Source organism: Burkholderia sp. AU44665 (assembly GCF_030504405.1).
Taxonomy (GTDB): Bacteria; Pseudomonadota; Gammaproteobacteria; order Burkholderiales; family Burkholderiaceae; genus Burkholderia; species Burkholderia semiarida.
In genome coordinates this window covers 385,934-405,832 of record NZ_JAUJRI010000001.1, presented here as the reverse complement: position 1 = coordinate 405,832, position 19,899 = coordinate 385,934, and the positions used below count along the sequence as shown (strand labels likewise).

Genomic DNA, 19,899 nt, shown 5'->3' with positions numbered 1-19,899 from the left:
CGAAATCCGCCTCGGGCATCACGGCGAAATGGCTTTCGCCGTCAGCGCACCTTGCGCGGACGACGGAATCAGCAGGTTCACGACGCGGCTCCAGCGCACCAGCGACGACGCATCGACGAACACGACGTCGCGCCGCTCGAGCGGAAACTGGTCGGCGAGCGCGAACGACGCGGGCGAGCTGCCGTCGAGGTGGTACACGCGCGGACGATTGTCGGGGCCGCGGCGCACGACGAACACCTGGCGCGCGTCCGACGTGTACTGGCTCACGCCGCCCGTGTCGCCGAGCGCTTCGCCGAGGCTCATCCGGCCGTCGGTCAACGTCAGCGTCGCGGGCCGCGATACTTCGCCGAGCACGAATACCTTCGCGTCGCTCGCCGCGCGCACGCGTACGAGATCGCCGTCGCGCAGCAGGATGTTCGACGGATTCACGCCCGCGGCGATCAGTGCGGGCAGGCTCACGTTCACGGTCGTGTCGCCGCGCGTCACCGACACCTGCGAGCGATCCGCCGTCGGCGTGAAGCCACCCGCGCGGTCGATCGCCTCGGGCAGCGTCATCGGCATGTCGTTGACGATCTGCAAACCCGGCGTGCGCACTTCGCCGTCGAGATAGACGCGCTTGCTGCGGTAGCTCTGCACGCGCAGCGCGAGCTGCGGCTTGCGCACGTATTCGCCGAGCCGCTTCATCAGCAGCGCGCGCGCCTGTGCCTCGGTCAGTCCTGCCACGTGCACGAGGCCCGCATACGCGAACTGGACGTTGCCGGCCGCGTCGACCGTGTAGCCCGTCGCGACCGAGCTGGCGCCGACGCCGTCGCCGCCGCCGACCGTCTGCGTCGTCGGCAGGTTCAATTCGGGGTGGTCCCAGACGATGATGCTCAGCACGTCGCCGGGGCCGATCGTGTATGGCGTCGGCTTGCCGAACAACTGACGGATCTCCGCGTCGACGTTGGCCGGCCGCCCCGCATGGTGCTGTGCGACGAATGCCGGCGTGATCTCGATCAGATCCTCGCTCGACACGTTCTGCACGCCGTCGAGGCCGCCCGAGCCCGATGCGTCGGCGCTCACGCGCGCATTCGCGTCGCGCTCCGCCGGCGCGCGGTAAGTCATGCCGGGCGACAGCGCACATGCGCTCAGCGCGCATGCGGCCGCCACGATCGCCATGCGCGACAGCCACGGCGCACGGCCGGCGCCGGCCCAGCATGGCCGCCGCGTGCCGCGCGTCGATTCCGGTTGCGTGGTGATTGACATGGTGTCCTTCCAAAACTGTGCGGTAACCCGCCGAACGCGGCGAATTCCGGCATTACGCTTGCCCAGCGCGGCTTGCATTGCAGTGCCGCACCACCCTCTTCACCGCACGTCACTCCCTGCGATTCGTCATGAACTTCTCTTCGTCGCTTGCGCCGTTCCTCTACATCGCGTCGGCCGGCTTCGTCTGTGCCGCCGGTGCGCAAACGCTGTCCGGCACACCGGCCGACACACCGCGCCTCGCATCGTCGACGCTCGTTGCGCCCGTGCCGCCACAACGCTCGGCGCAAGCCGTCGGCGCGGCCGCGACCGCCGAGCCAGCCGCGACCGCATCCGCGGCCGTGGCGCCCGCGCTCGCTCGTTCGGCCGCGAGCACCGCCGCCCAGCCCGACACGCGGGCCCGCATCACGTTGCGCCGGCCGCTCGTGCCGGCGAGACCGCATCGCCCGCAGGTGGCCAATGCGCCCACCGACGACGTATGGCGCAGCGACACGTTGTACGCATCGCCCTACGCGAAATCACCCTATGCGGAGCCGGGCGATCGGGACTGACATACCCGGCCGGTCGGGCCGCAGCACAACCGTGCATGCATCGATAAGGGATTGGACACTACGGCGAGCCGCGCGTCTGTGAGCGACCCCACCGAACGTCGATCTTCATACGAAGCCGGGATCGCACCCCGCGGCGCCGACGCATGCGGCATGACGTGCATCACGGCCTGCCGACCGACACGTTTGCGTACGATCCCCCAGCCGCTTCGAGCCCGACAGGGTCGACGGCATGCACGACCGGCCTCGTCAAGTCGCGTCCGAGCGCCTGCAAGCACCGCTCGATCACGATATCCGTGCCGACCGCGCCGTATACCGCGTGATCGACCTGCGGCTCGAGGTGCAGCCGTACGTGGCGCGAGCACCTGAACGCATGCTCGATCGCGCCGAAATGGCGCCGGACATCGTCGATGCCGGGATCGAGCGCGCCATATACGAGGGTCGTCCGGACATCGCGCTGCGCAAGCACGTGCATCACGCCGCGTGGTGTGCCCACGCGTGGCTTCCAGCCGACGCGCGCGGCCGCCTCCTTCACCGGTACGCTGACCCGCGCGATCGCATTGGCGGCGACGGCCCGCACGATCGGCCGCAAATCGCGCCGTTCGCGCACGAGGCGTTTCCACTTCTGCCAGTCGCGTACCGACAGCCAGTAGCCGCGCACCGAGTTGTTCCGCTGCTTCTGCACCGCGTCCAGCGAGAGGCCGGCCGGCCACACGAAGCGCGCCAGGTTGATCGCGATCACGCCGCCGAGCGACGGCGTCTTCACGGCCGCATGCAATGCCGCATAGGCGCCGGAACAGATGCCGGCCGCGACCACGTCCGGATGACCGAGCGCACGCAGCCAGTCGGCGGCGGCCGCCACGTCGTCACTCGACCGCGCCGAATACACGACGGGAGACTGGTCGTCGGGCGCGGCGGCCCCGCTGTCGCCGACGCCGTTCACGTCGAGCCGCAACGTCGTGACGCCGGCGCGCGCGAGCGTCCGCGCGAGGCGCACGCTGAAGCGCCCTTCGCCGCTTCGCGGATTCGTCGACGTGTTCGCGATCACGAGCGCCGGCGCGACGGGATGCGCCGGCCCCGTATCGGCGGGACGGCACAGCACGCCGACCAACCGGTCCGGCCCGACCGCGACGACCTGCTCGGTCATGTCGATCATGTCGAGCGCCGCGGCCGATTCGCCGTTCCATGGCGGATCCGGCCGCCACGTCGGGTCGACGCCGGCGGCCGTGTGCGGCGCGCGTTCGACGATCCAGTTCGCGAGCGTGTCGATGGCCGCGAGCGGCAGACGCGAGCGTGTACCGTCCAGCATCGTCGTGGGCCATTCGCGGAACGGTTCGGTCGCCACGTTCACGCCCCGCGCGAGCAGCGCATCGCGCAACGCGGGCTCGTCCTGATCGGGCTGAATCAGCAGCATCGCGCGAGGCAGCGTCGGTGCGTCGCGCACGACGTCGCACAGATCGACCGCCTTCAATGCAGCGACGAAATCGTCGGGAAAGCGGTGCCCGAGCACGTTCATGCACGGCTCGTCGCGATGTGCGGCGCGAATCGCAGGGGACGTGATGTCGAGCCACTGGCGATGCACGAACGACAGCTCGCGAAGATAAGCACGCCCGCGCACGACCGGCGCGAGCGCCACCAAAGCGTCGACGCGCGGCGACGGGTGCTGCCCGTCGCCTGCGGCGGCCAGCATCGCGAACAGCACACCCGCGCGGATGCCGACGAGCGTCAGCGACGCGACACCGACCTGGTCGCGCAGCAGATCGATCGCATCGTGAATGCTGCCGAGGGTGGCGGCGTGCCGATCGGCGTCACGATCGTCGCCCGCGGAATCGCCGGTGCACGGATAGTTGAATCGCAACACCGTGACGCCGTCGCGGGCAAGGCGCTCGGCGATCGCCCGCATGAGCTTGTGCGTCCACGATGCCTCGTGTCCCAACGATTCGCACAGGATCACCCCTTGTGTCGTCTGTCCTTCGTGCAGCCACCCCACGCAACTGCCGAACGTAATGGGCTTCAATCGGTACTCCTCGGATCGGTATTTTTATCGGACGCGGACACGCGTTCCGGCGGCTCCGCCGGAACGAGCGATTCCACGATCGTGCGACTGCTCGACGAATGCGCGGCAGCGGCCCGGCCGCGCCCCTGCGCGGTCCCCGTCCGGTTCCATGTGTTGTCCTGCTCCCCATGCCCGCGGGAGGTGACGTTGCGTGCCCGAGGCGTCATCGGACGGCTCGCACCGTGAACCAAAACAGTGCGCTCGATTAAAGCACCCGGTTCGAGCGTCCTTCGGTGCGCCAGCTTACAAATAGCTTCATCGCTATCGCGGTACGACGACGGGCGACGGCGCGCGGTGTCGGGATGCATGCCGCGCGTACGAACGGAATCCGCGAACGGTAGGCTCGCGAACAGAGTCGTCCCGTGCGGCCCGTATCATGGCCGCCATACGATGTGGCCATACCGGGCGACGCCGGACGCGCCACCCACCCATGCAACCGGGTCAGCGCCGACCGGATGCACGCGCGCACCGCGGCCCCATGCCGCCGCCCTGCGACACCCACGGCGCCGACCGAGCGAATGTCAAACCTCAAGAAGAATTTCCTGCTGCTGCTGACGTTGCAGATTTCGATGTACGCGGTGCCGCTCCTGATCGCACCGCTGCTGACGCACGCACTCGGGCCCGAAGGCTACGGGCAGCTCGCGTTCTCGCTCGCCGTCATTGCGTATCTCACCAACTGCACGAGCTACAGCTTCGACCTGACCGCCACGCCACGCATCGCGCTCGCGCGCGACAACCGCGCCGAACGCTCGCGCATCTTCTGGGCGACGCTGTACGCGCAGATCGGCATCGCGGTGATCTGTTTCATCGTGCTGGTCGGGCTGATCATGCTGGTCGGCCGCTTCGGCGAAGACCGCGATCTGTTGCTGATCGGCTTCGGGATGGTCGCCGGCGTGGCGTTCACGCCGGGCTGGTATTTCCAGGGAATGGAAAAGCTGCGCGCGCTCAGCGTGATCCTGTTCATCGGGCGCATCCTGAGCCTGCCGGCCATGTTCGCGCTCGTGCACAGCCCGGCGGACATCGACCGTGCGATGATCGTCAACGCGGCGGTGCCGACGCTGTCCGCGATCGCGCTGGCGGCCTATCTGTATTTCAACCGCGAAATCGATTTCGTGCGCGTCGGCGCGGCCGACATCGCCGAATCGCTGAAAGGCGGCTGGCAGGTGTTTCTCGCGTCGACGTCGATCGCCTTCTACGCGTCGACCAACACCGTGCTGCTCGGCTTCGTCTCGGGCAACGTCGCGGCCGGCTACTTCGCCGCCGGCGACAAGCTGATCCGCGCGGCGCTCAGCATGCTGCAGCCGCTGAAGGCCGCCACCTATCCGCGCATCAGCTACCTGATGCGGCACGCGCGCAACGACGCGTTCTCGTTCCTGCGCAAGCTGTTCGTCGTGCAGGTCGCGATGGTGCTCGGCATCTCGCTCGCGATCTTCTTCGGTGCGCCGCTCGCCGTGCGCATCCTCTATGGGCCCTCGTACGAACCGACGGTCCAGGTGCTGCGCTGGATGGCCTTCATTCCGTTCATGGCCGGCATGACGGACCTGTTCGGCGTGCAGACGATGCTGCCGCTCGGGATGAAGTCGGCATTCACGCGAATCCTGATGTCATCGGGTATTCTGAACATCGTGCTGGTACCCGTGCTCGCAAAGTACTTCGCCGAGCTGGGCGCCGCCGTCGCCGTGCTGACGGCCGAGGCCGCGGTGGCCGCGGCACTCGCGACCGTCGTCTATCGCGCCGGAATTCCGATGCCCGGCAGTCCGGTCGCGCGACGCGGCTAGCACGCCGTCGGTGCTGCCCGGCTCCGCCCCGACGCGGCCGGCATCCGCCGACGTTCCATTCGATGCTTGCGCAACCAACCGTATCGCGCGGGCACACGCTTCCCGACCTCCCGCCCGTCGGAATGCTCGCACGCAGGTACTTCTTACCCCGCCGCGGGCGGCCGACCGGGAACGATGACCGACTTTCCACCCCGCCGCGCGCCCCTACGAAATAAAGATCACACGTATCGGTAGAAACACCGATGCTGTAGTCAAACTACATTCATACCATTAGCCGCAGCAGAGAACCGCTACATCCGATTCGACAGTGCCGGGCGGTCCGCGTCGCCGTCCGTCTGGTTCGATCGGGGCCCAACCGGCCGTAACGATTCCCCGCCCGGCCTGGCATGCCGACGCGCATCCACCCTGCTTCGCCAGCCGAATGCGTCCGGTGCGAATCCACCGGACGTACGCAGCTCCAGACATCATCCGAACAACCGGCAATACGATCATGGAGAACAACATGCGGGACACCCTCTGGCCGGCCGTCGTGCTGGCAGCGACCCTCTGCACCACCGCCTACGCCGGCGACGCCGATTTCAATGCGCAGGCTGACGCGACCGACACGTTCGCGTCAGTCGCCGCGCAACGGCGCGCCGACCTGCTCGTGCGCAAGATGACGCTCGACGAGAAACTCCAGTTCATTCATTCGCAATACGAAATGTCAAAGGTGCCGGGCGGTGGCGCCGGCTACATCCAGGGCGTGCCGCGGCTCGGCATTCCCGATCTCAACATGGTCGATTCGGCGACCGGCTCCGGCAGTACGTCGCAGGCCAGCACGACGTTCCCGGCCACGATCGCGGTCGCCGCGAGCTGGGATCGACGGCTGTCGTACGACTACGGCAAGCAGGTCGCGATCCAGTTGCGTGCGCAAGGATTCGGCATGGGCCTCGCCGGCGGCACCAATCTCGCGCGCGAGCCGCGCGGCGGCCGCCTGTTCGAGTATCTCGGCGAGGATCCGCTGCTCGCCGGCGACCTGCTCGCCGAACGCACGCTTGCCACGCAGCGGCAGAAAGTCATCGCCACGATCAAGCACTACGCGGGCAACGAGCAGGAGCACGGCCGGATGGGCGGCAATACGCAGATCGACGAACGCACGCTGCGCGAGCTGTACCTGCTGCCGTTCGAGATCGCCGCGAAGCGCGGCCGGCCCGGCAGCGTGATGTGCAGCTACAACCGCCTGAACGGCACCTATGCGTGCGAGAACCCGCACCTGCTGAACGACGTGCTGAAGAACGAATGGGGCTTCCAGGGCCAGGTGCAGTCCGACTGGGGCGCCACGCACAGCACCGCCGCCGCGATCAATGCCGGGCTGGACGAGGAAGAAGACGTCGGGCCGAGCGTGTACCTGACGCCAGCGGCCGTCAAGCAGGCGATCGCGAACGGCTCGGTGTCGACCGCGCGCCTCGACGACATGGTGCGCCGCAAGCTCGCCGTGATGATCCGCGTCGGCGTGATGGACGATCCGGCCCAGGGCGGCGGCACGATCGATTTCGCGGCCGGGAACCGGTTCGCGCAGGCGGCGGCCGAGCAATCGATCGTTCTGCTGAAGAACGACGGCAACCAGTTGCCGCTCGTCGCGTCGGCGCTGTCGCGTATCGCCGTGATCGGCGGCCATGCGGATGCGGCCGTGCTGTCCGGCGGCGGCTCGGGCAATACGCGCGATCCGGTATCGGGTTCGTTCGCCGGTTGCGGCGGCCTGACGTTCGGGTCGTCGACCGGGTGCAGCTGGTGGCGCAATCCGTGGCTCAAGGTCGACGTGCCGATCGTGGCGGCGATTCGCGCGCTGGCGCCGGCCGCACAGGTCACGTATGCGGGCAACAGCGACCAGCAGTCGCCGTTCCGCGCGTACACGCAGCAGGAAATCGACCAGGCCGCGGCGCTCGCGGGCCGCTCGGATGTCGCGATCGTCGTGGTCGCGCAGCCGGCCGGCGAGGATTTCGGCGATCTGCAGAGCCTGAGTCTCGCGAACCCGTCGAACCAGGATGCGCTCGTCGAAGCCGTCGCGCGCGCGAATCCGCATACGATCGTCGTCGTCCAGAGCGGCAACCCGGTGCTGATGCCGTGGAAGGACAACGTGTCGGCCATCGTCGAGGCGTGGTATCCGGGCGAAGCCGGCGGCAAGGCGATCGCGAACGTGCTGTTCGGTGCGGTCAATCCGTCCGGCAAGCTGCCCGTGACGTTCCCGGCGCGCGATCAGGATTCGCCGACGTGGGGGCAAAACGGCGCGTTCGACACCGACCCGGTGTACGCGGAAAAGCTGAACATGGGCTACCGCTGGTATGACGCGCGCAACATCAAGCCGATGTTCGAGTTCGGCTACGGCCTGTCGTATACGCACTTCACGTATTCGGGCCTGTCGGTGTCGAAGCAATGGGACGGCTCGCTGAGCGTCGCGTTTACCGTGCGCAACGACGGGCGCGTCGCCGGCGCCGAAATACCGCAGGTCTATCTCGGCGTGCCGTACAAGGACGAGCCGCCGAAGCGGCTGGTCGGCTGGGACAAGATCCGGCTGAATCCGGGCGAGGCGCGGCGCGTGCGCGTGACCGTGTCGCCGCGGATGCAGAGCGTGTGGGATACGTCGCGCAACGGCTGGCGGGTCGTGCCGGGCGGAACCGTGTATGTCGGCGCGTCGTCGCGCGATATCCGCTTGCAGAGCCATTGAACGAGCGACGATGAAGCGACCGGGGGCGCCGTGCATCATGCGTGCGGCGCTCCCGCGCAACCCCTCGGCGCGCTGAAGCGCCTTACCTGACCAGCAGCGCCAGCACCGTCGCAAGCGCCGCAATCGCGGCGATGCCTGCCACCACACCCGCCAGATGCGCGGCAATCACCACGCCGGTCGGCAATCGCGACGCGATGCCGGCCATCACGCGCCGCCCGCTTCCAGCGTGTCGAGCAACGGCGTCGCCAGATGCAGGACCTGGTACACCGTGCCCGCGCCGCCGTCGTCCGGCTCATGTTCCGTCACGAGCGCACGCGTGAGCCGCCAGCACAGCGGATCGAGACTGACGGCCGCCGCGACCACACCCTGCCGAGCCGCCGCTTCGCGATTGCGTGCGATCTCCCGCGCCAATGCCGCATCGAGATCGGCGTCCGCCGGAATCTCGATGGTTTCGAGACGCGCGAAACGTCCCGCCGACGCACTGCCCTTGCGTGCATCGAGCGCAACCCGCGTATCGATCGGCGCGCGGCCGAAGCTGTCCGTCACGACCCGATAGCGGCCGTCCGTCACGAACCGCGCGAACGCCTGTTCGTTGCGCCACAGATAAAACGATGCGTAGCCGTTTTCCGTCGCGCCGTGGCGGCCGGCCTCGCGCAGCAGGAAGCCCTTGAACAACAGGTCCGGCGTGTCGTCCCACAGCCGGCCGCGCTCGCGCACGCGATGGCGGATGATGTCGAGGTCGTAATCCGCCGGCAGGCGGTGCACGTAGTACGCGGTCAGCATGATCGACTCCTGGCGAAAGAAACGGACGGTATTCCGGACGACATGGAGCCAGCGTAAAAGACCTTGAATCATTTAAAAAGTAGATGGCAGAATATTTCAATGATTCGATTCTGAAATGAAGAAGGGTGCGATGAAAACGCTCGACATCGAAGCCGTGCAGGCATTCGTGCTGACCGCCGACCTCAGGAGCTTCACGCGGGCCGCGCAAGCGCTGGACACGACGCAGTCGGCGGTGAGCCTGAAGATCAAGCGGCTGGAAGACGGGCTGGGCCGCCGCCTGCTGGAACGCACGCCGCGGCAGGTTCGCCTGTCGGCCGACGGCACCGCGTTCCTGGAACCGGCGCGCGAACTGGTGGCCGCTCACCATGGTGCGATCAGCGCGTTCGGCACGAGCCAGCGACGGCTCGTGATCGGCGTCAGTCACCATGTCGTCGGCGCCGATCTCCCGATGCTGCTGCGGCGGATGAGCGAAGCGGAGCCGGCGCTCGTGCTGGAAATTCGCGTCGCCACGTCGCGCGACGTGCTCGATGCGTTCGATCGCGGCCAGCTCGATGCGGCCGTCGCATTGCAGCACGACAGCCGGCGGCTCGACGGCGAAACGATCCTGTCGGAGTCGTTCGGCTGGATGGCGGCGGCCGATTTCGAGTACCATCCGCCGCAACCGCTGCGGCTCGCCACGCAGGCCGAACCGTGCAGCGTGCGCCGCATGGCGGTCGGCGCACTGGACGAAGCCGGTGTCGCGTGGACGGAAGTCTTTGTCGGCGGCGGCGTGGCGACGATCGGCGCGGCGGTGTCCGCGGGCCTGGCCGTCGCGGCGCTCGGGCATCGCGTCGCGCCCGCCGGCACCGTCGACGTGGGGATGCGCTACGGGCTCCCGCCGTTGCCGACGCGCGACGTGGTGCTCTACTCGAGCCTGACCGATGCGCGTGCCCGGCAGGCGCTGCGCACGCTGGCCGCGGCGCTGCGCTCGTCGATCGGCGTACGTTGATGCCGCGCGTCACCGAAATGCTTCGGCGCGCGCCACGGTAAAATTCCGTCTTCGCCCTCCGCTCATGCAGACGATATCCGTCCGCAGGCCAACGCCAAACGCATCGACCAGCCATCATCGCCTTGATTTCCCTACACTTTCCGCGTCGCGACGCATGAGTTACTCGCTCGCCACCTCTTACGTCCGCGAACTCGAGATCCGCAAGAGCCGTTTCATCGCGCACGCGGTTCCCGTCGACGACCGCGATGCCGCGATGCGGGTACTGCAACGCCTGCGCGACGAGCATCCGGCGGCCACCCACGTGTGCTGGGCGCTGCTGGCCGGCGGCCAGTCGGGCATGTCGGACGACGGCGAGCCGTCCGGCACGGCGGGCCGGCCGATCCTCGAAGTGCTGCGCCATCACGATCTCGACGGCGTGCTCGGCGCGGTCGTGCGTTACTACGGCGGCGTGAAGCTCGGCGCGGGCGGGCTGGTGCGTGCGTACACCGATGCGATCGCATCGGCGCTGCTCGATGCCGAACGCGTCGAGCGCATTCGCCACACGCGGCTCGCGATCGAGATCGGCTACCCGGAAGAGGCGCGCGTGCGCCGCTGGATCGAACAGGCCGGCTACGATCTGGTGGACAGCGCTTACGGGATGACGGTGAAGCTCGTGATCAAGCTGCCGGAAACGGCCGAGGCGGCAGCAAAATCCGAACTGTTCGACCTGACGCAAGGACGCGCGGGCTTCCCCGCACTGTAAGGCGGACAGATTCCCGTGAAAAATCGGATGCGTCCGATAGAAAACCCGCGCGCTGAAACTTAATCTTCCGGTGTTGCCCGCCATGCGTTCTGCCAACGTCTGGTCGGGCGTGCAGACATGCGGCACATCGCACCTCTGCCAATCATCAGAATTCAGCGACGGGGATATCGGACGCATGCAACTGCAAAAACTGCAGGCCCAGCTCGCGGAACTGGATCGGCGCATCCGGGCCGCGCGCCGCCGCGAACGCCAAGCGGCACTGATGCAGGTACGCCAGATCGTGACGGATCATGCGCTGACCGCGCGGGAGGTCTTCGGGCAGGGTTACAGCGGTCGCGCGAAGCTGTTCACCATCGGCGCGAAATATCGCGATCCGGCGACGGGCGCCACCTGGAGCGGACGCGGTCGCACGCCCGCCTGGATCGCCGGCCGCGACCGCGCCGCGTTCCTGATCCGGGAGTAACGCGCGCCGCGCGGCACGGCGCGCCTCCGTGGCCGATCCAGCCGCCCCGAACCGCTCAATAGACGTCCGGCACGATCATGTGGTCCGGCACCGGCCGGCGGATGTAATCCTCGTGATGCTCGCGCTGCGGCAGATCGATCGTCGGGCGCGGCACCTCGTGATACGGCACCTGGCGGAGCAGATGGTGAATGCAATTCAGCCGCGCGCGCTTCTTGTCGACGGCCTGCACGACCCACCACGGCGCCTCCGGAATATGCGTGCGCTGCAGCATCTCTTCCTTCGCGGCCGTATAAGCCTCCCAGCGGCGGCGGCTTTCGAGATCCATCGGGCTCAGCTTCCACTGCTTCAGCGGATCCTCGATCCGGCTCTGAAATCGCATCTCCTGTTCGCGATCGGTGATCGAGAACCAGTACTTGACGATCTGGATCCCGCTGCGCACGAGCATCTTCTCGAACTCCGGCACCGACCGGAAAAATTCCTCGTACTCGTCGTCGGTGCAGAAATTCATCACGCGCTCGACGCCCGCGCGGTTGTACCAGCTGCGGTCGAACAGCACGATCTCGCCGCCTGCCGGCAGATGCGCGACATAGCGCTGGAAGTACCATTGCGTGCGCTCGCGGTTGTTCGGCGCCGGCAGCGCGGCGACGCGGCACACGCGCGGGTTCAGGCGCTGCGTGATGCGCTTGATCGCACCGCCCTTGCCGGCCGCGTCACGCCCCTCGAAAATCACGACGAGCCGGTGCCCGGTTTCCACGACCCAGTCCTGCAGTTTCACGAGCTCGCCTTGCAAGCGGAACAGCTCGCGGAAATATTCCTTGCGCGCTTCGCGACGCTCGGGCGAGAACAACAGGTCTTCACCGTTGTCGAAGCGGCGATCGTCGAGCTCCATCTCGAGCTCTTCGTCGTACGCGTCGACGAGATCCTCTTCGAAACGGCGCTGGCGCGCTTCCATCGAGTTCGTATCGGCGCGGTTGTCCTCGGTCTCGCGGGTATCCTTGTCGCCCATGGGGCCTCCTTCCATCGTTGACGCAGCCAAACTCGGCCATTATCCCAGCGTCGCGCGTCAAATTCATGAAAATGGGGGCAACCGCGGATCGCGGGCTTCATCCGAACGACCGGCCAAAAAAATCGGCAGCCGGGTCGACACACCGGCTGCCGAACGGCGTACGCGGCCGCTTTCGCCGACGCGCACGCATCGCTTCACGTCAACGTCACCTCAACGAATGATCCGCGTCACGCCCCGCCCGCGCGGATCGGCCATCGCTTCCGGCGTCTTGCCGTCGATCTTGATGACCTGGATGTCGCCGCTGAAATCCTGCCCCTTCAGCGTATAGCCGCGCGCCTCGATCTGCTTCGCGAGTTCGCCTTCGATCGGGTGGTACGGCTCCCAGAAGATCGTGTTCGGCGGCAGCAGTTGGTGATGGAATCGCATCGCACCGACCGCTTCCTTCAACGGCATCTTGAAGTCGTAGATGTTGTTGATCACCTGGAAGATCGACGTGAAGATGCGCGAGCCGCCCGGCGTGCCGATCACGAGCGACACCTTGCCGTCCTTCGTCATGATCGTCGGCGACATCGACGACAGCGGACGCTTCCTCGGTTCGATCGCGTTCGCGTCGCTGCCGACCACGCCGAACATGTTCGCGACACCCGGCTTCGCGGAGAAGTCGTCCATCTCGTCGTTCAGCACGATGCCCGTGCCGTCGGCGATCACGCCCGAGCCGAAATAGCCGTTGATCGTGTACGTGTTCGACACCGCGTTGCCCCATTTGTCGACCACCGAGAAGTGCGTCGTTTCGGCCTTCTCCGGCATCGTCGTGCCGAGGCCCGGCTGCACGCTCTTGGTATCCGACGGCTCTTTCGGGTTGACTTCGGCCGCGCGCTTCGCGATGTATGGGTCGTCGGTCAACTGCGCGATCGGCACCTTGTAGAAGTCGGGATCGCCGAGATACTGCGCCCGGTCGGCGAACACGCGCTTCTCGATTTCCGCGACGAGATGGATGTACTGCGGCGAGTTGAGCTTCACGCCCTCGAAGTCCTGCTTGAGATCGGCCTTCATCTTCAGCAACTGCACGAGGCCGATGCCGCCGGAACTCGGGGGCGGCGCGGTGATCACGTCGTAGCCGTTCCACTTCGCCTGCACCGGCTGGCGCCACACCGCGCGGTACTGCGCGAGATCCTCGGTCGTGATCAGCCCGTTGCCGTCGCCGGTCTTCATCGACGCGGCGATCAGCTCGGCCGTCTTGCCCTTGTAGAAACCTTCCGCGCCGCCGTCCGCGATGCGCGTCAGCACGTCGGCGAGATCGGGCTGCTTGAAGTTCGCGCCGGCCTTCAGCCCGGAGAAGTACTTGTCGAAATTGGTCTTGCCGCCGAATTCCTTCGACGCGTCGACGCCGCGCTGCGCGAGCTGCTCATCGACGACGAAGCCGTCGCGCGCATAGTGGATCGCCGGCGCGAGCACCTGCTTCCACTTCAGCTTGCCGAAGCGCTTCTGCGCTTCCCACATGCCCGCCACCGTGCCCGGCACGCCGACCGCGCGCGGGCCGTACAGGCTCATGCCCTTGACGACGTTGCCGTCCTTGTCGAGGTACATGTCCTTCGTCGCGGCGAGCGGCGCGCGCTCGCGGTAATCGATGAAGTAGGGCTTGCCGTCCTTGTAGATCGTCATGAAGCCGCCGCCGCCGATGTTGCCGGCTTCCGGGTACGTGACGGCGAGCGTGAACGCGATCGCGACAGCCGCGTCGATCGCATTGCCGCCCTCCTTGAAGATCCGCTCCGCGGCATCCGCGCTGTACTTGTCGGCCACTGCCACCGCGGAGCTCGTCAGAACCGCGGGCTGCGGCCCTTTCGCGTAGGCCGGCGCGTTCGGCAGGAAGCCGATGCCGGCCACCGTCGCCAACACGGCGGCGGATGATTTGAAGCGATTCAGCGTAGTCATTGCATGTCCCCCATGTGGATCTCCTTCAGGCAGGAAAAGCACCTGATCCGTGGATGGCCGCTGGCGCGCCGACGGCCATATGCCGGCTTCGTAGTATAGGGGGACAAAAAGGGTCGAACACGTGAGGTGCGACGAAAGCGTCGCCGATTGCGTGCGCGCGGTCACGTTGCGGCGCCGCGACGCGCCCGCGAGTCGTTCGGCATCGTCGGCGACGCGCGCCAGCGCGCAACGCACAAAACCGAAAGTTGCGAACCGGGCGGCCGGCCCCGCAGCGGGTGCGAAAAAATCTGCGAACCAGCCGCCCGCTGCACAGTTCGATCTGCGAAGATAGCGCCCCGCTTGCGCGCCGCACCATCGTTTCGTGCACGCGCCGCTTCACGTTTCTTCGTCTCGCTCCCTATGGCATCACACAATGCGCATCACGCATCCGGCTTCGCAGCCGGCGTCGCCGCCGCCATCCTCGTCGCGCAAACCGGCGCGACCGGCCCGTGGCACTCGGGCATGCTTGCCGCGTTCGCGGCGGGCGTCGCGGGCGGCACCGCGCCCGACTGGCTCGAAGTTGCCTGGTGGACCCGCAAGCGCCGGCTGTGGATCACGCATCGCACCATCACGCACTGGGGTATCGGGTGGATCGCGCTGCTCGCGCTCGGGTGGCACGGGCTCGTCCATCATCCGCATCCGCCGTGGGCCGCGCCGCTGTTCGGCTTCGCCTGCGGCGGCGTGATGCATCTGCTCGCCGACTGGCCCAATCCGCTCGGCGTACCGTGGATCTGGCGGCGCCATTCGCTGAACCTGTGGAACAGCGGACATTGCGACCTGATCGTCGTGGCCGCCGCATGGTGCGGCACGCTGTGGCTCGCGCAGTCGCTGTGGTCGCGTGCGCCGCTGGTCCAACACTGGCTCGGCTGGCTGCATCGCGTCTAGGGACGGTTCGCGCTGGTAACGCACGTTCCGTGTTTCGGAAAATTCAGCCGTGGGGCTCGCCCCCAAGTTGCAATTCGACACAATTCAGCGCGCGCTCGGCGTGCCGACGGGCACGCAACTTTCCGTCCATTGAAAGCGCGGTGCAGGCCCCCATCTGCATTGGAATCGTCGGCACGCATGCCCGGCACGCCCGCGCGGCGTCTGGCACACTGACGATTCGATTCGCGTGCGATGTGTCCGCACGCTCGCACCCTATTTCAACGCTCCGATGGACGTCACAGCTCCCCACCCCGCCGCCCGTGCGCTCGACGTGTTCCACCCGGCCGTCGCCGCGTGGTTCACGCGCACGTTCGCCGCGCCGACCGGCGCGCAGGCGCTCGCGTGGCCGCACATCAAGGCCGGCCGCTCGACGCTCGTCGCCGCGCCGACCGGCTCGGGCAAGACGCTCACCGCGTTCCTGTGCGCGCTCGACGAGCTGGTGCGCGATGCGCTCGCGCACGACGGCACGCTGCCCGACGCGACGCTGGTCGTCTACGTATCGCCGCTGAAGGCGCTGTCGAACGACATCCACGTGAACCTCGACGCGCCGCTCGCCGGCATCGCCGAATCGCTCGCGCAGCTCGGCCTGCCGGTGCCGGCGATCCGCACCGCGGTACGCACCGGCGACACGACGCAGGCCGAGCGCGCCGCGCTGCGCAAGCGCGCGCCGCACATCCTCGTCACGACACCCGAATCGCTGTACGTGCTGCTGTCGTCCACGTCGGGGCGGCAGATGCTGTCGAACGTGCGCTCGGTCATCGTCGACGAAATCCATGCGCTTGCGTCGTCCAAGCGCGGCAGCCATCTCGCGCTGTCGCTCGAGCGCCTCGACGCGCTGGTCGGCCGCGCGCTGCCGCGCATCGGGCTGTCGGCCACGCAAAAGCCGATCGACGCGGTCGCGCGCTTTCTCGTCGGCGGGCCGGCCGACGCGCCGCGCGACTGCGCGATCGTCGACACCGGCCACACGCGCGAGCGCGATCTCGCGCTCGAACTGCCGAACGTGCCGCTCGAACCGGTGATGGCGACCGACGTATGGGAACAGGTGTACGACCGCATCGCCGGGCTCGCGGCCGCGCATCGCACGACGCTGGTGTTCGTCAACACGCGGCGCACGGCCGAGCGCATGGCGCGCCATCTTGCCGACCGGCTCGGCAAGGACGCGATCGCCGCGCATCACGGCAGTCTCGCGAAGGAGCACCGCTTCGACGCCGAGCAGCGCCTGAAGCGCGGCGAACTGAAGCTGCTCGTCGCGACCGCGTCGCTCGAACTCGGCATCGACATCGGTGACGTCGATCTCGTCTGCCAGGTGGGCTCGCCGCGCGGCATCGCGCCGTTCCTGCAGCGCGTCGGCCGCTCGGGGCACCATGTCGGCGGCGTGCCGAAGGGGCGGCTCTTTCCGCTGTCGCGCGACGAGCTGGTGGAATGCGCGGCGTTGCTCGACTGCGTGCGACGCGGCGAACTCGATGCGCTGCGGATTCCCGAAGCGCCGCTCGACGTGCTCGCGCAGCAGATCGTCGCCGAAGTCGCGTGCACGGAGTGGCAGGAGGACGCACTGTATGCGAGCTTTACGCGCGCCGCGCCGTATGCGCGGCTGACGCGCGAACGCTTCGACGAAGTGATGAAGATGCTCGCCGAGGGATTCACGAGCCGTCGCGGCGTGCGCGGCGCGTACCTGCACCGCGACGTGGTCGGCGGCACCGTGCGCGGCCGCCGCAACGCGATGATGACCGCGACCACCTCCGGCGGCACGATCCCCGACATGGCCGACTACGCGGTGCTGCTCGAACCGCAGGGCATCCAGGTCGGCACCGTCAACGAGGATTTCGCGGTCGAGAGCCTGGCCGGCGACGTGTTCCAGCTCGGCAATCAGTCGTACCGGATCATTCGCGTGGAAACGGGCCGCGTGCGGGTCGAGGATGCGCACGGTCAATCGCCTGGCATTCCGTTCTGGCTCGGCGAAGGACTCGGGCGCAGCGACGAGTTGTCGGCGGCGGTCGGCCGGCTGCGCGCGCGGCTCGACGCGCTGTTCGCCGAAGGCGACCGGCAGGCCGGCGCCGCCGGGCGCAAGCGCGCGGGCGGCAACACGGTGAGCAATGCGAAAGCGGAAGCCGACGCACAAGCCTCAACCGCCACCGCGCTCGCCCCCAGCGACAGCCGCCTCGCGCCCGCATTGCGCTGGCTCGTCGACGATCTCCGGCTGTCGCCCGACGCCGCGCGCCAGATCGCCGACTACCTCGCCCGCACCCGCGCCGCGCTCGGCGCATTGCCGACGCAGGACACGCTCGTGATGGAGCGCTTCTTCGACGAATCGGGCGGCACGCAGCTCGTGATCCATTCGCCGTTCGGCAGCCGGATCAACCGTGCCTGGGGGCTCGCGTTGCGCAAGCGCTTCTGCCGCAGCTTCAACTTCGAATTGCAGGCCGCCGCGACCGACGACGCGATCATCCTGTCGCTGTCGCTCGCGCACAGCTTCGCGCTCGACGAAGTGTGGCGCTACCTGCGTTCGGCCAGCGCCGAACACGTGCTGATCCAGGCGCTGCTCGATGCGCCGATGTTCGGCGTGCGCTGGCGCTGGAACGCGACCACCGCGCTCGCGCTGCCGCGCTTCACCGGCGGCCGGCGCACCGCGCCGCAACTGCAGCGGATGAAGAGCGACGACCTGCTCGCGACGGTGTTCCCCGATCAGGTCGCGTGCCTCGAGAACATCGTCGGCGAACGCGAGATTCCGCATCACCCGCTCGTCGACCAGACGCTCGACGATTGCCTGCACGACGCGATGGACACCGACGGCTGGCTCGCGCTGCTGCGCCGGATCGAAAGCGGCGCGATCGAGCTCGTCGCGCGCGACTTGCCCGCACCGTCGCCGCTCGCGGCCGAGATCCTGAACGCGAAGCCCTACGCGTTCCTCGACGATGCGCCGCTCGAGGAACGCCGCACGCAGGCCGTGCAGTCGCGCCGCTGGAGCGATCCCGAATCGGCCGACGATCTCGGCGCGCTCGACGCCGACGCGATCGACGCGGTGCGCGACGAAGCGTGGCCGCTCGTGCGCGACGCCGACGAAATGCACGACGCACTGCTCACCCTCGCGTGCGTGACCGACGGCGAGGCACACGCGCACGCGGGCTGGCCCGAGCGACTCGCGGAACTCGCGGAACGCCGCCGCGCGACGAAACTCGCGACGCCGGGCGGTGCCGCGCTGTGGGTGCCGGTCGAGCGGCTCGTCTGCCTGCGCGCGCTGCATCCCGACGCCCGCGCGACACCCACGCTCAAGGTGCCGGCCGCGTGCGCGCAGCCGTGGGAAGCCGATGCGGCGCTCGTCGACGTGATCCGCGCGCGGCTCACCGGCTTCGGGCCGCTGACGCTGGATGCGATCGCCGCGCCGCTCGGGCTGCCGCCCGCGTCGATCGCGACGGCGCTCGCGGCGCTGGAGCGGGAAGGCTACGTGATGCGCGGCCGCTTCACGCCGGGCGCGACGACCGACGAATGGTGCGAACGCCACCTGCTCGCGCGCATTCATCGCTATACGGTGAAGCGGCTGCGCCGCGAGATCGAGCCGGTCGAACGCGCCGATTTCATGCGCTTCCTGTTCCACTGGCAACATCTGGCACCCGACACGCGCGGCGCCGGCCGCGACGCGCTGGCGGCCGTGGTCGAACAGCTCGAAGGCTACGAGGCGGCGGCGAGCGCGTGGGAAGACGCGCTGCTGCCCGCGCGGCTCACCGACTACACGGCGGGCGGCCTCGACGAGCTGTGCCGCTCGGGCAAGCTGGTGTGGACGCGCATCGGCGCGCCGGCGCGCGCGGCCGGCACGCCCGTGAAGACGACGCCGATCGTGCTGCTGCCGCGCCGCCATCTCGCTGCATGGCAGGCGCTGCGCGATCCCGATGCGCAACCGACGCTGTCCGCACGCGCCACGCAAGTGCGCGATGCGCTCGCCGCGCATGGCGCGATGTTCTTCGACGCGCTGCTCGACGACTTGCACATGCTGCCCGTCGAACTCGAACAGGCGCTCGGCGAACTCGTGTCGGCCGGCCTCGTGAATGCGGACAGCTACGCGGGCCTGCGCGCGCTGCTGAAGCCGGCCGTCAAGCGCAGCGCGACTTATGCGCCGCGCACGCGGCGCGGCGGCGCACTGATCGGCGGGATGGACGACGCGGGCCGCTGGGCGCTCGTGCAGCGTCATCCGCGGCCCGACGGCGAGGCGCCCGCGGCGAAACGCGGCCTCGCCACGACCGATCCGGACGCGCTCGAACATATCGTATGGACGCTGCTGCGCCGCTACGGCGTCGTGTTCTGGCGATTGCTCGAACGCGAAGCCGACTGGCTGCCGAGCTGGCGCGAACTCGTGCGCGTGCTGCAGCGCCTCGAAGCACGCGGCGAGATTCGCGGCGGACGCTTCGTCGCCGGGCTCGCGGGCGAGCAATTCGCGCTGCCCGAGGCCATCCCGATTCTGCGCGAACTGCGGCGGCAACCGGGCGACGGACAGTACATCTGCGTGACGGGCGCCGATCCGCTGAATCTCGCCGGCACGCTGTTGCCCGGCGACAAGGTACCGGCGCTGGCCGGCAATCGCGTGCTGTTCCGCGACGGCGTGCCCGTCGCATCGCTGGTATCGGGTACGTTCCACTACGCGCCCGACCTGTCGCCCGCCGCGCGCGAGGAGGCACGCTTGCGGCTCGCGCGTTCCTGCTGAC

14 protein-coding genes are annotated in these 19,899 nt (G+C 68.3%); 8 read left to right on the top strand and 6 right to left on the bottom strand.

Going from position 1 to position 19,899, the window contains the following annotated elements; translation table 11 throughout:
- Positions 1 to 18 precede the first annotated feature (18 nt).
- Positions 19 to 1,245: a polysaccharide biosynthesis/export family protein gene (locus tag QZM15_RS01810; RefSeq protein WP_059574648.1), complete on the bottom strand. Its 1,227-nt coding sequence runs from the start codon at positions 1,243 to 1,245 to the stop codon at positions 19 to 21.
- 128 nt (positions 1,246 to 1,373) lie between these two features.
- On the opposite strand from QZM15_RS01810, the gene QZM15_RS01805 reads away from it, so the two are divergent.
- Complete coding sequence (locus tag QZM15_RS01805) at positions 1,374 to 1,793, top strand: hypothetical protein (protein WP_302105662.1); 420 nt, start codon at positions 1,374 to 1,376, stop codon at positions 1,791 to 1,793.
- A gap of 160 nt (positions 1,794 to 1,953) precedes the next feature.
- Here QZM15_RS01805 and QZM15_RS01800 read toward each other — a convergent pair whose 3' ends face one another.
- On the bottom strand, positions 1,954 to 3,807 hold the full coding sequence (locus tag QZM15_RS01800) for an alpha/beta hydrolase (RefSeq protein ID WP_302105661.1): 1,854 nt from the start codon (positions 3,805 to 3,807) through the stop codon (positions 1,954 to 1,956).
- A gap of 557 nt (positions 3,808 to 4,364) precedes the next feature.
- Between QZM15_RS01800 and QZM15_RS01795 the strand changes: the two genes are divergently transcribed.
- The gene (locus tag QZM15_RS01795; RefSeq protein ID WP_059574652.1) at positions 4,365 to 5,624 is read left to right on the top strand and encodes an oligosaccharide flippase family protein; all 1,260 of its coding nucleotides are present in this window, start codon (positions 4,365 to 4,367) and stop codon (positions 5,622 to 5,624) included.
- A gap of 502 nt (positions 5,625 to 6,126) precedes the next feature.
- Positions 6,127 to 8,328 (top strand): glycoside hydrolase family 3 C-terminal domain-containing protein, encoded by a 2,202-nt coding sequence (locus tag QZM15_RS01790; RefSeq protein ID WP_302105660.1) that lies wholly within the window; start codon positions 6,127 to 6,129, stop codon positions 8,326 to 8,328.
- A gap of 82 nt (positions 8,329 to 8,410) precedes the next feature.
- Here the strand turns inward: QZM15_RS01790 and QZM15_RS01785 are convergent, their stop codons facing one another.
- Positions 8,411 to 8,533 (bottom strand): hypothetical protein, encoded by a 123-nt coding sequence (locus QZM15_RS01785; RefSeq protein WP_256940225.1) that lies wholly within the window; start codon positions 8,531 to 8,533, stop codon positions 8,411 to 8,413.
- Positions 8,533 to 9,111: a DUF4865 family protein gene (locus tag QZM15_RS01780; RefSeq protein WP_179231772.1), complete on the bottom strand. Its 579-nt coding sequence runs from the start codon at positions 9,109 to 9,111 to the stop codon at positions 8,533 to 8,535. The genes QZM15_RS01785 and QZM15_RS01780 overlap by 1 nt, the downstream gene beginning before the upstream one ends.
- A 130-nt stretch (positions 9,112 to 9,241) precedes the next feature.
- On the opposite strand from QZM15_RS01780, the gene QZM15_RS01775 reads away from it, so the two are divergent.
- From QZM15_RS01775 to QZM15_RS01765, 3 genes are all read left to right on the top strand, one after another.
- Positions 9,242 to 10,099, top strand: a complete 858-nt coding sequence (locus QZM15_RS01775) for a LysR family transcriptional regulator (protein WP_059583057.1) — start codon at positions 9,242 to 9,244, stop codon at positions 10,097 to 10,099.
- A gap of 154 nt (positions 10,100 to 10,253) precedes the next feature.
- The gene (locus tag QZM15_RS01770) at positions 10,254 to 10,841 is read left to right on the top strand and encodes a YigZ family protein (protein ID WP_302105659.1); all 588 of its coding nucleotides are present in this window, start codon (positions 10,254 to 10,256) and stop codon (positions 10,839 to 10,841) included.
- Between the two features lie 175 nt (positions 10,842 to 11,016).
- Complete coding sequence (locus QZM15_RS01765; protein ID WP_059582226.1) at positions 11,017 to 11,304, top strand: H-NS family nucleoid-associated regulatory protein; 288 nt, start codon at positions 11,017 to 11,019, stop codon at positions 11,302 to 11,304.
- A 55-nt stretch (positions 11,305 to 11,359) separates the two neighbouring features.
- On the opposite strand, the gene ppk2 is transcribed toward QZM15_RS01765, so the two are convergent.
- Complete coding sequence (gene ppk2, locus QZM15_RS01760; protein ID WP_302105658.1) at positions 11,360 to 12,310, bottom strand: polyphosphate kinase 2; 951 nt, start codon at positions 12,308 to 12,310, stop codon at positions 11,360 to 11,362.
- Positions 12,311 to 12,520: 210 nt separating this feature from the next.
- On the bottom strand, positions 12,521 to 14,242 hold the full coding sequence (ggt, locus tag QZM15_RS01755; RefSeq protein ID WP_302105657.1) for a gamma-glutamyltransferase: 1,722 nt from the start codon (positions 14,240 to 14,242) through the stop codon (positions 12,521 to 12,523).
- A 399-nt stretch (positions 14,243 to 14,641) separates the two neighbouring features.
- Between ggt and QZM15_RS01750 the strand changes: the two genes are divergently transcribed.
- On the top strand, positions 14,642 to 15,166 hold the full coding sequence (locus QZM15_RS01750) for a metal-dependent hydrolase (protein WP_302105656.1): 525 nt from the start codon (positions 14,642 to 14,644) through the stop codon (positions 15,164 to 15,166).
- A gap of 268 nt (positions 15,167 to 15,434) precedes the next feature.
- Positions 15,435 to 19,898 (top strand): DEAD/DEAH box helicase, encoded by a 4,464-nt coding sequence (locus QZM15_RS01745; protein WP_302105655.1) that lies wholly within the window; start codon positions 15,435 to 15,437, stop codon positions 19,896 to 19,898.
- Position 19,899 lies beyond the last annotated feature (1 nt).